Source organism: Pantoea vagans (assembly GCF_001506165.1).
Lineage (GTDB): Bacteria > Pseudomonadota > Gammaproteobacteria > Enterobacterales > Enterobacteriaceae > Pantoea > Pantoea vagans_C.
In genome coordinates this window covers 1,644,267-1,658,520 of the sequence record NZ_CP011427.1, presented here as the reverse complement: position 1 = coordinate 1,658,520, position 14,254 = coordinate 1,644,267, and the positions used below count along the sequence as shown (strand labels likewise).

The following is a 14,254-nucleotide window of genomic DNA, read 5'->3' as shown; positions in this document are numbered from 1 at the left end:
CTACATATGTAATCTCTATTGCTTCATAATTTGGTTGTCACAACAGTTCATCCTAAAATTTCATTCAACCACTTCAATTTCTTGCGTATTTACAAGCTTATGATTAAATATCACATGCCGCAACGCTTCTTTTCTGAACTTTAAATTTTGTGTTTTATTACATGAACCATTCATCTTGAAGAATTGATTAATTAAAAACTTGTCTTTAGAAATATCAACTTCATTTTTATTCAAATCTTTTAGGATTTTGTAATTGGTTCTAATGTCTAAGTAAACTTCCTCATAATAAGGTGAGCAATAGCGAGCCTCTAACTCAAAAATATTTTTATTTTTCTCAAATGCTTGGATTTTTTTTAATCTAATATCGACTAAATTTAATAAAGCATTGAACTCAAAATTAAATAAACTCTTGTGTTCGACACCACTAACAAGCGGGTTAAGGTAACCGTCTAAAAAGTCAATGTCACTTTTGAATGATGTATTGCAAATATTACCTGCCGGTATTAAATTATAAATTGAAATTCCTAAAAACGGATACTTTGACCTAGGCAAAAAATGATCTAATGCTGGTCTATGAGTTTTCTTAGCACCCAGTATCAACGGTATTTCTTCCGCATTACAATATGGACATACACTTAGCTGACTAGAGGCAACTAAATTATAACCATAGTCTCGACTGAGCAGTTCATAATCAAACGCTCCGTAAAACTCCTGAACCCAAGATGGATACAAAGTTTTTTCCTCTTTAGTGAGTCTCCCCTCTCCACTTGCAAGTAATTTAACTCTTAGCAAGATTTTTTTTGTGTTACCGATACTGTTAGTGGCATTGAGCTTTCTATTAAGGTCACTACAAATATACGAATCAAAGTCTCTGTGTAATCTTAACAATTCTGCAGACAAGCTACTTTTGACTACACTATGAATTTCTTTAGCTCGCGTTGAAGAAGCATGCAACTCTAGGAGTTCATAATTAAAATTACCATTTGCAAAGATACGCTTAGGGTTATACCTATCAGCTATCACAGGAAGAGAAACGAAAACCTCTTCTATTAATTCTTTAAAACGACTGGGTTTGCAAAAGATGATCCTTAAAATGTTTTTCCTTGATGATAACTTTGATAGAGAACCGAAGTTTTCAGCATCATTTACACGACAATTTTCGCGTAACCGTTCAAGGTTTATCATAACAGTCGTGCAAAATTCGTTTCTAATTTTAGTTGTCAATTCCTTTGGAAAGTGAAGAATATAATTAATCATTTAATAAGTTCCGTTTTAATTCTTGATTGGATATCATTCTTATCAAATTTTTATCGTCTTCCGAAATTTCATTTCTTTTCTTTTTATCAATTAACTCAAGGAGTTTTAGCCTTGAATGCTCTCCGAAAGTTGATTGTATATGCATTCCTAATACATAGGCATCTGTAATTTCCGTACCAAAACCATAAGGCTTTATTTTTAATGGAACACCGTTATCTGGAATAAACATTGAAATTATATCATCTGACAGTAGATCTCCGATTATTAGTGGGGAGTGAGTCGTGATTAAAAATTGGAGTTTTGCACGGTTGTATTCTTTATTAAATGAAATCAATTCACTGACAAAGCTCCTTTGCCATTCTGGATGTAAAAAAAGATCAACTTCATCAATAATGACCAACCCACTAATAGCATCACCAGACACAATATTATAAATAGATGAAAATAAATTTAATTTTGCCAATTCTCCAGTACTGAATCCTTCCCACCCATAACGAAAATTATTAGCCAACCCAGAGGGAAGAGCAGACAAGCTATGTAAAACCGACACCACTACTAAATAATCATTGCTATTAAATTCATTACCACGTCTAACGTTACCATTCATTACGCTGTAATATACTATCTCAGTGAGGCTCAATATCGAATCAAAAAACCTTGCGCAATGAAATCTAAAATAATCATTGTCAATGGAATAATCAGGCTTTTTATTATCAATGTTCCATTTCTCTTTAAATGATATTAAGTCACCTACGAAATCTTCATAATTTAAACTCTCGCAATATCTCGAGTCAAATAGAGTGTGCAAACAAAACTCATCTGTGAATTTCCTATTACCAATATGGATAGAGGGGAAAGTATTTATAAAAGTAAATATATTTCTTCTTAATAAAGTTTGAGAAATAGAATCTATTGTGTTTTTTTCTTCATTGAAAACATCTTGGTTTGTATATTCTTCAAACTGATTCTTAACTCTAATTACGAGGTCACTTTCAACGTACTCCTCTTCGTTCTTAATTATTTGTTCGACCCAACGATTAATTGAAGTGCTGGGAGGATTGAAATGAAATGTATATGTGTATTTAGCTTGCTTGTTTGCCAACCATTCACTGTCATTAAAAAAATCGAGTAAACGCTTCAGATTGTTAGCTCTGCCCTTCCCTTTTAGCTTCCCTTGGGCTCCTAGTGAAAGGTCAACAACATTTTTTTTCTTCCTTTTTTTTATAAATAAATCATTCGATGGCAAATTGTTTACTTTGTAGATCTTATGGTTGTTTTTTTTAAAAAAAGCACTATTGTTTTCTACAATTTTAAATTGTAGACAAGAATCAACGCTGAATGTATAGAGTGTGCGACCAATGTCATGAATAATAATTTCATCCCTTTCTGGATCATGCCAGATAATGAAACCTCTAGATTCCGTATACTGATTACAAGACTCCTCAATAAAATCTAATAAAGATGATTTTCCTGCCCCATTTTTACCGACAATGGCCTTAATGCTAAGGCCATCATAATAATCAACCGATTTTGTATTTCTATTGATGGATATGACTTCATCAGTAACACTAACATCGAAATTAGAGCTAAATTTTGCGCCGAAACCATTTAGTATTTTATGTTCTAAAGCGAAGACATAAACAAGTTCCATGTCGACCTCAATAAATAATTAATCGCCCTAATACCGTTACCATCTTACCCTAAAAATTTTTTCCGATAGTAACTGCCACTTTTCCATAACCATAAACTTCATTATCCATGCAGACAAAACTATCCCCTCCAGAATTAACACTTATTTTTTTTCCAGGGAGTAGTGCTACTTTATAAATATCATATTTATCATCAACACCAAGAAGCCACAATCCATTACTTAATTCATTAACACTCCCGTCAATTATCCAAAGGTCTGTATTACTGGATATCAATATGGGAGTTTTTATAACATTAGAAATAATGCTTAGGTCTACACTCCAAAAGCCCGTATCAATTAAAACGCCATCATTGAGATTTTTTTTAGGAATAGAAGTAACATTGTGTTCGTTATCTAAAGACTTTTTCTGGTTTTCCTTCCCTGTAGCTAACCATTGTAATGATGCACCAGTCTCAAGAGCACATGTTACAACAACATCACCAGGAAAATAATTCCTGCGAACCCACGTACTAACTGTCCCAGAAGATATGCCAAGACGTTCGCAGAGCTGCTTTTGAAGTGTAAAACCATAGGCATCCATTATCCTGCGCAGGACAGGTTTACCACCACTGGAAGTTATCTCGTCATAAAGAACCTTGCCTATTAATGCATCGGCCCCTCTAATAAAACTTGCTTTTGCAAGTTCTCCAGATACCAGCCAACGCAATTCAGCTCCAGTATCTAATGCGCATTTGATGATGGCATTACCTGGAACGCTATCACGCTGAGTCCATCCACTAATGTTGTTAGCGGGTATGCCAAGCGCCGCCGCGAGATCTTTCTGAGTGTTAACCCCATAAGAAGACATGAGTCTCTCGAGAATCTGAGTACTGCCGCCCTTCTCTTCAATCATAAAAACACCATTAAGTGATAAATAATCATTTACCAAATCGCTTTTACGATCTAAGGTGTATTCACACCACATGAAACACAGTAGAACAAAACGACCACGAGGAGATACTGCGTTATGCATACTGAAAATGCAAACAGCCAAAACGCATTTGACTTAGTGCAATCTAAAGATTTAATTGCCAATGTCGCTGCAATTTTGATGCCTGTTATCAGCGAAGCGGTTAACGAGGCTGTTAACAAAGCTGTCGCGCTAGCGACTTCCCCTACCATGTCTAAGAAAGACTTTGCCGCAGCGAACCGCATCAGTGACTCTGTACTCGAGAAATGGATATCCAATGGCGTAGTTTTATTGGCACCAACTCCTACTCGCACTCTTACGCAGAATCGCACCAATAAAAAGACCGGTGAGAAGGCCGAGACCACGATGATCAAACACGGCAATGCCTTAATCAATGTTGCAGCTTGGCGTGAAAAAAACCGCCAACACGCAATCAAATGTCGCTACATCAAACCCTAATTTGATTTTGCAAGTTGAGGTCATTTCAAACATGTTTGATTTCAAGGTTTCTACCCATACGCACTACGACGACGCTTGTCGCAAGTTCGCGTTAGCGCACAACATGAAAGACGTTGCACAGCAAGCTGGCATGCGCGCGCAAACGCTGCGTAACAAACTTAATCCCGACCAGCCGCACCAGCTCACCGTGCAAGAAGTGTTAACGCTTACCGATGTCACCGAAGATGCGACGCTCATTGATGGCTTGCTTGCACAAATCCAGTGCTTGCCTTGCGTGCCGGTCAACGAAGTCGCCAACGACAAGCTGCCACTGTATGTGATGAAAGCCACCGCTGAGGTTGGTCAACTCGCTGCTGGCGCGATCTCAACTGAGCAATTAAGCGCGAGCTGCAAACGCGGTCTACTACAAAACGTGAATAGCGGTATTCGCTGCTTAACGCTGGCCGCAATCGCTGTTCAAGCGCGCATACAGGCTAACCCTGCTTTGTCTTCTACAGTCGATGCGATCAGCGTCCTTGGCGCTTCGTTCGGCGTGGTGTGAGGTGCAGCCATGATTTCATTTGCTGCACAGCTCAAGAGGCAAAGCCCGTCAATGTCCTACGGGCACGGATGGATTTTAGGTTATAACGGTAAGCGCTGGCATCCGGTTAAAAAGGTTTCAGGCGCACCACGATCTCAGGCAATACCCAAGAGAGGCAAATCATGGCTATTGAAGGCGATTCAATGCTTGTCGAATTGAGTGCCGGTCAGCGCGTCGCCGCACTCAATCACGTTGCGTTATTGCGCTCGCAGTTTAAGGGCGGCGACGGTGAAAAAGATTTATCGCGATTCTTCGACTCAATACGTGATGTGAGAGACAACAACTACCAGGACAATAAGCGCGCACTAAGCGCAATCTTTTTCCTGGCGAATATCGGTAAAGACCGACACAGCGCTGATTTTAGCGAATTAAGCACCGATGAAAAATCCGCAGTCATTCGTGCAATGAACCAATTAAAAGCCGTTGTGAGTTTATTCCCTAAGCGAATGACGCTTTCTAACTAATTAACTCAATGCAATTAACTGGCGTAAACCCGCCGGGATTCACTTTGCCCAAAAACAGGAAATTACATGCTGATTTATTCATCCCAATCTAAACAAACGGCTTCATATATCGACCTCGACATGATGCTCAATGACGCGCGCAAAGAAGAGCGTCGCGATCGCGCTGACTTGATGGTCAATCGTCTGAACATATTGGCCGCGAAAATCCGTCACGACGAATTATCGTCGATTGAAGCTGCCGAACTGCTCCATCAGGAAATCGAAAAAATCCAAACGCAAATTGCGGAGACGCACTGATGGCCGACTCAATGGATATTGTGCAGCAGCGTACCGAGGAAATGCTCGAACGCAGCATCGCGTTAATCACTAATCGTCCTGTAGGTGTATCTGCGTCATTCTGTGAGGACTGCAACGCTCCTATCCCAGAACAACGTCGCCGCGCCATTCATGGCGTGACCCGCTGCGTATGCTGCCAGGACATTGAAGAAAGATTTGGAAATGCTCGCAAAGGCGGTGCGGCATGAGTAATTCTAAATCTCACGTTCAGCATAAATCGGATGCAGTCCATTACGACATCCCGGTGTCATTTCGCTATCAACCGTTGAGATCTATGCAGGACTTACAGTTCCAGCAATCAGAGTGCAGAGGAATTTCCCGAAGTGATCAGGAACCAAAAACAAGTCTGTCGGCATTGGCAGAAATCGTGGATCTCCCGCGCAGAAAAACTCAACAGTCCTACGAGTCGCTTGAAGCGAAATGTGAATATCTGACTGTAGAGATTCCCAGTCATCCCACTCATAGAATTCGTGTCTATGGCTGCTCTCTAGCTGTTGGAGCACGTTATTCAATGCGCGCTGAACTGAGCCTTTCCATTCTCCGTGTGGTAGCCAATCTGCTCCAGTATTCCATTCGAAAAGACGAGCAAGGTCGTCTCGACTGGATTTTGAACCAAGCCAACGCTCTGGTCGGTAATTTTGTGTCTGACTCAAGAACGCGTCGCAAGCAGCATACATGTCGCGCGCTGATAAAAGTCTTACAGCGCGTAGAGGCGCTCTCCCGCCAGCCAGAAAGTGAATATTCTCGGCGTAATAAGGGCGTTGTGTAGATGATTCCGGTTCCAATGTGTGCCTCCCTTTCTGATATTAGCGAAGAAATTAATACCAATCATGGTGAGTCGCAAGCATATGCTTACCCGTGGAATACTCCACGGGAAGCCATTGCCAGCCCCTATCCTACCTATCAGGAACTGCGAAGCCGCGATCAATTGATTGCGGCTTTGGCGCATGCTGAGCAATTACTCGCTCAGCAGCCAACGCTGATACAGCTCGATGTCAGGAGGCGCGTCGCCGAACTGGAAAAATCACAGGGCATTGCCCGTGCCAATGCGTACTTAACAAAGACATTTGTTGAGCGCACATTGCCACGCGTTGAATGTGTGAACACCAAGTATCGCCTAGGCGAGATGAAGGCCGGAACACAAACCCTACTCACTAATAATTCAGACAATGCAAAAGGCTCAGCCAGAGCAAGTGGCGCGCTATGGGAATTGATGCGTCGTTTTAACCGCTTGCCTGATATGACTCGTGCCGATGTTGATTTACTGGCTGGTGACATTGCCAACTTTACCCTGGCTGAACTGGTGCAAGCGCATGCTCAATCTGACAGCGAATCAGATTACAAATACACACATCGAATCTACATGACCGCCGCCACCATCACCGGCGAATTCAACCAGACTCCGCCACTTTGGGAAAAGGTCACGTCTCGATTCTTTGAGCCGGAAGAAGTCACACCCGCGATTTTGCGCATGCAGACCGAGAAATGGTGGAAGGGTCGCCTGCGTCGTATCGCGGCATCATGGCGTGAACATCTGCAAATCGCCCTCGCCAACGTCAGCAAAAAACACACGCCCTATGCCAGCAGAATGACAGTGTCGGAGTGGCGCGAGCAAAAGCGCCGCACGCGAGAGTTTCTTAAAGGGCTTGAGTTGGAGAATGAAGAAACCGGCGAGAGAATTAGCCTAATCGACAAGTTTGATTCCAGTGTGTCAAATCCCGCCATTAAGCGCTGCGAGTTGATGAACCGCATTCGCGGATTTGAAAACATCTGCAACGACATGGGATTTGTCGGTGAGTTTTATACGATTACCGCGCCTTCTCGCTACCACGCTACTATCAAGACCGGTCATCGTAACCGTAAGTGGAATGGCGCTAGCCCGGCAGACACGCAGCGTTACCTTTGCAACGTCTGGCAGAAAATTCGCGCCAAGCTGCATCGCGAAGAAATCCGCATCTTTGGTATTCGTGTTGCCGAACCCCATCACGATGCTACACCACATTGGCACATGCTGATGTTTATGCTGCCTGAAAATATCGATCGTGTGCGTGAGGTGATCAGCGACTATGCATGGCGTGAAGATGGTGTAGAACTAACCAGCGAAAAAGCTCGCAGAGCGCGCTTTCATGCCGAAGCCATTGATCCCGACAAAGGCAGCGCCACCGGTTATGTGGCTAAATACATTTCAAAAAATATTGATGGCTATGCGCTCGACGGCGAGCTGGACGACGAAAGTGGTAAAGAACTTAAAGACACCGCGCCCGCCGTTTCGGCATGGGCTGCGCGTTGGCACATTCGCCAGTTCCAGTTTGTTGGTGGAGCGCCGGTCACGGTGTATCGCGAACTGCGCCGCATGGCCGACAGTGAAACCGCACATGGACTCAGTATCGAGTTTGCTGCCGTGCATGACGCTGCTGATGCAGGCGATTGGGCTGGCTATGTTAACGCACAGGGCGGCGCATTTGTGCGTCGGGATGAGCTGGCCGTGCGCACATGGTATCAACCGAGCGAAGATCTCAACGCTTACGGCGAAGAAACCGTGCGTATCAAAGGCGTGTATGCAACCGAAGCGGGCGCAGATACGCCAATCCTAACCCGACTGACTCAGTGGAAAATTGTGACGAAGCGTGCCGTTGATTTGGCCGTTGACGTTAAGGGCGCGTCCGCGCCCTCTTGGAGTTCTGTCAATAACTGTACGGCGTCGCCGCCAGTTGATACCCCTCTCGATTTCTCAAGTCCGCCAACACGAGCAGAAAGGCGGCGTATTTTGCGGCGACTGCACGAAAGCACACCGGTTAAGAAGCGAAATCAGTCACCACCAACCCCAACCGCGCAGCAATTGGAGAAACGCGAGCAACTTAAAGAGATATTCCACGATGTCTCGCGTTTGCACCTATCCGAAGGTGAGATCACTTGGATAATGAGTGGCCGTAAACTCAAAGTTGGTGAGCAGTCATTCTGGAGTGGTAGCAGGGGACATCTGTTCAGGGACAGAAGGAAGCCCTCAACAGTTCTAGAAAGATTTGCTTCGCTAGCAAAACGACATAAAACTAGTAGGGCTGCTCATTAAAGCAGCGTTCGGACCAATCAGAGTTGCACGATTCTTTACGATTCCTTATCACCATGGTACTGTTTATACATACAGTAATTCATGAAAAAGAGGAGTTAATCGGCTGATGGATATAGATAATCTTAGCGAGACCGTGGCAAGAATTCAGTTCATTGCTGACGTATCACTTGTCGCGCATTGCAAAGAAGATGAGTTAAAAATGGCTCTGTCGATGATCAGTGAGATGGCGGGAATGATTGATACGGCGATTTATCAGGATGCCATTTTCCGCCAAGCTGAATGATTTCATCTCGGTAACTCCCCTGCCCTAAGCCACCATTTTGGTGGTTTTTTTTGTGGTGCAGCAAACCGCATTCTTGTGCATGATTTCGCATGATCCAAATAGGATCGCCTATCGCTATAGCGCCCACTGCTGGTGCGGCTTCTCGTGGTGCATGCATCTGCATGAAAAGCGATGCATGAAGCGGGCAGGCGTGGCGGGGATAGCATTGCGCGCGAGGGGTGAAAACATGTTTCAAACCTGGTTGTGACGATTTCCACATGCTTTCAACCGAAAACTGTCCCTATTCGGTGTCTACAACCAAGATGCAGGCAATGAAAATACCCTGAACAAAAATGCATCAGGAAATCTGATATCCAATTATTTTCCGCTTTGAACTTAAAAGTAGTTGAACAAACATTAAAGTTAGAATATTAATATATTGAGGGCTATAGGCAGATCTTTTATCACGAAGCGTGATATGTGAAAAAAATGTCCGGCGGAATGCTATCAATGTGTTCAGGTTGCCGATAATGGGCGGCCGTTGTGCTTAATGAGTGCCTATAGTTCCTCACCCCCTCATATTCTGAAGATGATAATATGTCTAAAAATAACAAACTATCTTTGTTAAAATCGGCTAATAACACTAAAGATTTGGCGGAGGTGCTTTCAGTTCCTTTCCAAGCAATAACTTATGCCATTTACGGCATAAACCGACTCCGACTCCCGAAATATACTACATTCACAATACCAAAGAAGGATGGTACTGCGCGTAGAATAAATGTTCCCGTTAAAGATTTAAAAGATATACAGAAGAAGGTTGCAGCTTTATTACAGGAGTGTTTTAGAATAATTTGCATTTTAGAGGGACATAGGGATCATGACAAAGAAATTACTTCTATTTCTCATGGTTTCATTAAAGGGAAGTCAATAATAACTAATGCCATCCCTCACAAAAATAGTAGGTATGTTCTGAATTTAGATTTAAAAGATTTTTTTGGACAAATTCATTTTGGAAGGGTTTATGGATTTTTTAAAAATAATAAACACTTTGAGTTGGAAGACGAGGTTGCAAAAGCCTTAGCTAATATTTGCTGTTATCAAAGCGGCCTACCACAAGGGGCGCCAACATCACCAATTGTTTCTAATTTAATTGCTGGAATACTTGATATAAGACTCGCATCACTTGCAAAAAAACATAGTTGTTTTTATACGAGGTATGCTGATGACTTGACGTTTTCAACTAACCTTAAAGAGTTCCCGAAAGAACTGGCGATTTTTGAAAACGGAAATGTGACAATTGGGACCAGTTTAAACAAAGTTATAGATAAGTGTGGTTTTGAAGTAAATGTCAAAAAAAACAGACTTCAATTTTGTGATTCTAGACAAGATGTCACGGGACTCATAGTAAACAAAAAGGTTAACGTTCCTTCGGATTACAGGAATCGCGCTAGAGTTATTTGGCACAAAATGAAAAGTGGTAAAGAGATATACGCAATCAATGCCAAGCCAGAAAAAAAGGAAAACATAAATTACGTAACTGGCATATTGGGACACATTCATAACGTTAGGCGTGAACATAGAATCACTACTGCAACTGAGTATGTCATACCAAAAAAACCAACAAAAGCTTTGATGGATAGCATTTTTGATGCTGACAGCAGAATGTATAGAGATATGCTTTTCTTTAAAAATTTCGTATCTGGTAAAAAACCATTAATTGTTTGTGAGGGTAAGACTGATATAGTTTATTTAAAGTGTGCTTTGCATTCTCAGGCAGCCAAGCACCGCTCACTTATATTAAGCAAAGAATTGAAAGTGGATTTCTTCAGGCCATCTAAAACCATTGGCGAATTGTTTAGAGTTACAGGGGGTACGGGTGATATTGGGAATTTAATTAGTAACTATTCAAGTTATTGTGATGAATTCAAAAGGTTCTCATTGCCTCAGCCCGTTATAATTTTAATTGATAATGATTCAGGCGCGCCAAGTGTGAGATCATTGGTAAGTCAGATAACTAAAAGTAAGTTCGATAATACCGACACCTTTACCCATATTATAAAAAACTTATATATACTGCAAACCCCTTTGGTAATGGGTGGGGATAGTGCTATTGAGGATTTTTTTGATGCTAAGACACTCAATGAAAAACTTGGGAAGAAAAGTTTTAGCTACAAAGGAAACTTTGATTCTTCTAAGCACTATGGGAAAAATCACTTTGCTGAGTATGTCGTTAAAGTTAAAAAGAATAGCATCGAGTTTAAAGGATTTAATGTTCTGTTTGACTCAATTAAAGCAATAATCAAAGATTATAAAAGCAAGCCCCATTAAGGGGCTTTTATCAAAGGTTGTATTCTTGAAATCTAATTACTGTCTGACCCAGCCAATCGTTTAGCTCCTTCATTCGCTCCTGCAATGGTGTCAGCTCATTGCGAACAAACACCTGCGCCGCCTTAACCGCATCTCCAAACCCGCCAGTGTTGTCGGGGATAATCCCCATCATCTGTGGCGGTACGCGGTGCGCACTGAGCAAATCATCGCGGCTGGCCTTCTTGATGTTAAAGAAATCATCCCGCGTTGCCACCTCACTCAGAGGCAAAATCTTGATGCCGTCCGGCTTGCCGTTGGGCGCATACATGAACAGGTTGCGGAAGTTGCCGATCCCTTTGGTATCGCGCATCGCCTGTCGCATGCGCTCAATATCGCTGCTGCTCTGCGCGGCGTCGGTCATATAAAGTATGTAACCCGCGTGCGCGCCGTTCTGGTAATACTTCCGGCGGAAAAGCGTCGCCGCCTCATTCAGCCAGGCCGAATTAAGTGCGCTGAGGTATTCCGGCAGGCCGTACAGCTCCTGATTCACATCCGGCTCGATAAGTTGGTATACCTGATCCGCCTCGAACTGATGCGCATCCTTCCACTCATTCACAAACCAGTAAACGCCCTCTTCCACACCGCGCCGCGTGTACTTGGCCGGTGACGTTTCCAGACGCAGCGGTTTGCCGAGTGTGTTGCGACGTAGCTCCGCGAAAGCGTTACCAAACACCAGATAGTCGAGCGCAAACTTGCTGAACTCCTGTTGGCTCAGCAGAGGGTGCGGGATAAACGTTGAGGCCAGAATGTTGCGCTTCACATACAGCGGCGAGCTGTGATGCACCGCCGAGCGCAGGCTTTTTGCCAAGCCGTGGAAGCTGACCGGCGGCTCATACCAGCGGCCGTTATGGATGCACTCGGCGTAATCCATGATGTCGCGCTTATCGAGTACCGCCGTCGGCTCGCCAAAGGTAAACGCCTCGAACGGTTGTGACGCGTCCTGTGCGGGCTGGTTTTTTGCGGTGAATGCCTTGCGGTGGTTGCGTTTGCTCATCAGTAAAATTCCATAAATGAAGGGTTAGCGCCGCCGCTGGCAGCGGTGAGCGGTTCGTTAAGCAGCGCGTGCATGATTGCCCACGCGACATCGGCGTGGCTGGCTTCCTCGCTGCGGCTGGCCTCGTAGGTTGAGCGGTTGCCACTGGCCGTCATGGTTTTGCGGATAGCCATAAATGACTGCGTGATGTCAGTCTGGCCTGCGTCGTATTCGAGGCGGCCGCTGCTGATGGTGTCCTTGGCTTTCAGCACCATTGCGGTTTTCACCTCGGGCGAATATTTGATTTCCCGCGCCGCCGGGAAGAACTGGCGCACGAGCTGGAACACACCCTGACCGATGCCGGTGGCGTCAACTCCGATGTATTCCACGGTGTACTTTTCGGTAAGTTCTTTGATCGACTGTGCCTGCGCGGCGAAATCCATGCCGCGCCATTGATGGCGCTCCAGCACGCGGAACTTGCCGCCCGCAACCAGCGGCGGCGCGATCACAGCACATCCGGCGCTGTCGCCTGTGTGTGAAGGGTCATAGCCAATCCACACCGGCCGGTAATCGAACGGGCGCAGCGCGTACAGATTGAAGTCGTCCCACTCTTCCATGCTGTCCACCATGCAGGTCTGCAGCTCGGCGAACGGGAACACGCTGGCTTCGTCGTCCACAAATTCACACATCAGCAGGTTCTGATACTCCGCCGGGCTGTATTCGAGCTGCAGCTGATCGATGTCGAACAGGTTGCAGCCGCCCGTCAGTGCGTCCTCAACGGTGACAATCTGCCGCCACTGGCCGTCGCCGCACAGTGCGCCTTTCGCCAGGTGAGAATGTGAGAGATCCAGCTCGATGCGTTCATTGCGGTTGCGCCGCCCTTTGTTAAACAGCTCGCCCGACCAGAACGGATAGGCGCTATGCGACAGGCTGGACGGCGTGGAAAAGTAAGTGGTGCGCCACTTCTTGTGCAGCGACATGCCGCTGGCAACCTTACGCAGCTCCTGAAACTTGGGGATCCAGAAATATTCATCCAGGTACAGATTGCCGGTGTAGCTCTGTGCGGTGCGCACGTTGGTGCCGAGAAAAATAAGGCGCGCGCCGTTGGGCAACACAATCGGGTCGCCTTTGAGGTCAACGTCAGCCTGTCGGGCAAAGTCGAGAATGTAGTTTTTGAAGACGTGCGCCTGCGCCTTGCTGGCCGACAGGAAAATCTGGTTGCGGCCGGTGGTGAGCGCATCAATCAGCGCCTCGCGGGCGAAGTAAAACGTCGCGCCAATCTGCCGCGACTTGAGGATGTTGCGGATGCGGTGCGCCAGCCCGGCTTTGTGCCAGTTGAGTTGGTATTCAAAGCAGTTATCCATAAACAGGCCGGTGAGCTTTTCGGTCTGCTCGTCGCTGAACAAATTCTTAATCACCGGCTGGCGTTCGCCTTTGTTGCGGTTGCGCACGTTGGGGTTTAAGTCGGCCTCGTTGCCGCTGCTGCGATAGCGCTCAATGCGCGCCAGCCGCTCAATCTGGCGGCCGAGCGCGTCTATCTCTTTGTAATCACCGTTGCCTTTGACCTCTTTCATGATGAGCTGAATCAACCGCGCTTCCATGCTGGCTTCCACGCGACTGATGGGCGCGATGCTGTCCCACTCGTCGCGCAGTTTCCAGCTCTGCACGGTCGGCGTTTTTTGTCCGATCGCTTCCGCAATCTGGCGCACGGAATATCCCTGCCAGTAAAGCAGCGCAGCCTGACGGCGCGGATCGCTGATGATAGTGCCGGGTGTCATGTTCATGCCGCTAAGGCTACCGATGCCGAAAATGGCGCGCCTGCACTGGCTGTTTGCTGGTACGTGAGCGGGCTGGCTTTCGTTGAGGGATGAGGTGGCGACGGGGAA

15 protein-coding genes are annotated in these 14,254 nt (G+C 45.2%); 10 read left to right on the top strand and 5 right to left on the bottom strand.

Annotation, left to right across the window (positions count from 1 at the left end):
* Nucleotides 1–60 precede the first annotated feature (60 nt).
* The 3 genes from LK04_RS07710 to LK04_RS07700 are packed head-to-tail and all read right to left on the bottom strand — an operon-like array spanning nt 61 to nt 3,800.
* A complete protein-coding gene (locus LK04_RS07710; protein WP_039335390.1) occupies nt 61–1,257 on the bottom strand; it encodes a hypothetical protein in 1,197 nt (398 codons plus the stop codon).
* Nucleotides 1,250–2,908 (bottom strand): AAA family ATPase, encoded by a 1,659-nt coding sequence (locus tag LK04_RS07705; RefSeq protein WP_039335388.1) that lies wholly within the window; start codon nt 2,906–2,908, stop codon nt 1,250–1,252. Before LK04_RS07705 ends, LK04_RS07710 begins: the two co-directional genes overlap by 8 nt.
* A gap of 49 nt (nt 2,909–2,957) precedes the next feature.
* Complete coding sequence (locus LK04_RS07700) at nt 2,958–3,800, bottom strand: phage repressor protein CI (protein WP_039335386.1); 843 nt, start codon at nt 3,798–3,800, stop codon at nt 2,958–2,960.
* Nucleotides 3,801–3,914: 114 nt separating this feature from the next.
* On the opposite strand from LK04_RS07700, the gene LK04_RS07695 reads away from it, so the two are divergent.
* From LK04_RS07695 to LK04_RS07655, 10 genes are all read left to right on the top strand, one after another.
* Nucleotides 3,915–4,316: a hypothetical protein gene (locus tag LK04_RS07695; protein ID WP_039335383.1), complete on the top strand. Its 402-nt coding sequence runs from the start codon at nt 3,915–3,917 to the stop codon at nt 4,314–4,316.
* A 31-nt stretch (nt 4,317–4,347) separates the two neighbouring features.
* The gene (locus LK04_RS07690) at nt 4,348–4,857 is read left to right on the top strand and encodes a phage regulatory CII family protein (RefSeq protein WP_039335513.1); all 510 of its coding nucleotides are present in this window, start codon (nt 4,348–4,350) and stop codon (nt 4,855–4,857) included.
* Between the two features lie 9 nt (nt 4,858–4,866).
* Complete coding sequence (locus LK04_RS20060; protein WP_071885737.1) at nt 4,867–5,055, top strand: phage filamentation protein Fil family protein; 189 nt, start codon at nt 4,867–4,869, stop codon at nt 5,053–5,055.
* On the top strand, nt 5,019–5,360 hold the full coding sequence (locus tag LK04_RS07685; RefSeq protein WP_039335382.1) for a DUF5347 family protein: 342 nt from the start codon (nt 5,019–5,021) through the stop codon (nt 5,358–5,360). The genes LK04_RS20060 and LK04_RS07685 overlap by 37 nt, the downstream gene beginning before the upstream one ends.
* 66 nt (nt 5,361–5,426) lie before the next feature.
* Nucleotides 5,427–5,657, top strand: a complete 231-nt coding sequence (locus tag LK04_RS07680) for a DUF2732 family protein (protein WP_052206213.1) — start codon at nt 5,427–5,429, stop codon at nt 5,655–5,657.
* Nucleotides 5,657–5,884: a TraR/DksA family transcriptional regulator gene (locus LK04_RS07675; protein WP_039335381.1), complete on the top strand. Its 228-nt coding sequence runs from the start codon at nt 5,657–5,659 to the stop codon at nt 5,882–5,884. The genes LK04_RS07680 and LK04_RS07675 overlap by 1 nt, the downstream gene beginning before the upstream one ends.
* The gene (locus LK04_RS07670; protein WP_039335380.1) at nt 5,881–6,465 is read left to right on the top strand and encodes a hypothetical protein; all 585 of its coding nucleotides are present in this window, start codon (nt 5,881–5,883) and stop codon (nt 6,463–6,465) included. The genes LK04_RS07675 and LK04_RS07670 overlap by 4 nt, the downstream gene beginning before the upstream one ends.
* 15 nt (nt 6,466–6,480) lie before the next feature.
* Nucleotides 6,481–8,766, top strand: a complete 2,286-nt coding sequence (locus tag LK04_RS07665) for a replication endonuclease (protein ID WP_052206215.1) — start codon at nt 6,481–6,483, stop codon at nt 8,764–8,766.
* Between the two features lie 106 nt (nt 8,767–8,872).
* A complete protein-coding gene (locus LK04_RS20740; RefSeq protein WP_039335377.1) occupies nt 8,873–9,049 on the top strand; it encodes a hypothetical protein in 177 nt (58 codons plus the stop codon).
* A gap of 576 nt (nt 9,050–9,625) precedes the next feature.
* Nucleotides 9,626–11,356, top strand: coding sequence for a retron Ec67 family RNA-directed DNA polymerase/endonuclease (locus tag LK04_RS07655; protein WP_039335376.1), 1,731 nt, complete (start codon nt 9,626–9,628; stop codon nt 11,354–11,356).
* 10 nt (nt 11,357–11,366) lie between these two features.
* Here LK04_RS07655 and LK04_RS07650 read toward each other — a convergent pair whose 3' ends face one another.
* Nucleotides 11,367–12,389: a phage portal protein gene (locus LK04_RS07650; RefSeq protein WP_039335375.1), complete on the bottom strand. Its 1,023-nt coding sequence runs from the start codon at nt 12,387–12,389 to the stop codon at nt 11,367–11,369.
* Entirely contained in the window at nt 12,389–14,152 is a 1,764-nt protein-coding gene (locus tag LK04_RS07645) for a terminase ATPase subunit family protein (RefSeq protein ID WP_039335374.1), read from the bottom strand. The genes LK04_RS07650 and LK04_RS07645 overlap by 1 nt, the downstream gene beginning before the upstream one ends.
* Nucleotides 14,153–14,254 lie beyond the last annotated feature (102 nt).

Coding starts and splice junctions, on each gene's coding strand:
- LK04_RS07710 (WP_039335390.1), bottom strand. CDS start 1,257: ATGATTAATTATATTCTTCACTTTCCAAAGGAATTGACAACTAAAATT.
- LK04_RS07705 (WP_039335388.1), bottom strand. CDS start 2,908: ATGGAACTTGTTTATGTCTTCGCTTTAGAACATAAAATACTAAATGGT.
- LK04_RS07700 (WP_039335386.1), bottom strand. CDS start 3,800: ATGATTGAAGAGAAGGGCGGCAGTACTCAGATTCTCGAGAGACTCATG.
- LK04_RS07695 (WP_039335383.1), top strand. CDS start 3,915: ATGCATACTGAAAATGCAAACAGCCAAAACGCATTTGACTTAGTGCAA.
- LK04_RS07690 (WP_039335513.1), top strand. CDS start 4,348: ATGTTTGATTTCAAGGTTTCTACCCATACGCACTACGACGACGCTTGT.
- LK04_RS20060 (WP_071885737.1), top strand. CDS start 4,867: ATGATTTCATTTGCTGCACAGCTCAAGAGGCAAAGCCCGTCAATGTCC.
- LK04_RS07685 (WP_039335382.1), top strand. CDS start 5,019: ATGGCTATTGAAGGCGATTCAATGCTTGTCGAATTGAGTGCCGGTCAG.
- LK04_RS07680 (WP_052206213.1), top strand. CDS start 5,427: ATGCTGATTTATTCATCCCAATCTAAACAAACGGCTTCATATATCGAC.
- LK04_RS07675 (WP_039335381.1), top strand. CDS start 5,657: ATGGCCGACTCAATGGATATTGTGCAGCAGCGTACCGAGGAAATGCTC.
- LK04_RS07670 (WP_039335380.1), top strand. CDS start 5,881: ATGAGTAATTCTAAATCTCACGTTCAGCATAAATCGGATGCAGTCCAT.
- LK04_RS07665 (WP_052206215.1), top strand. CDS start 6,481: ATGTGTGCCTCCCTTTCTGATATTAGCGAAGAAATTAATACCAATCAT.
- LK04_RS20740 (WP_039335377.1), top strand. CDS start 8,873: ATGGATATAGATAATCTTAGCGAGACCGTGGCAAGAATTCAGTTCATT.
- LK04_RS07655 (WP_039335376.1), top strand. CDS start 9,626: ATGTCTAAAAATAACAAACTATCTTTGTTAAAATCGGCTAATAACACT.
- LK04_RS07650 (WP_039335375.1), bottom strand. CDS start 12,389: ATGAGCAAACGCAACCACCGCAAGGCATTCACCGCAAAAAACCAGCCC.
- LK04_RS07645 (WP_039335374.1), bottom strand. CDS start 14,152: ATGAACATGACACCCGGCACTATCATCAGCGATCCGCGCCGTCAGGCT.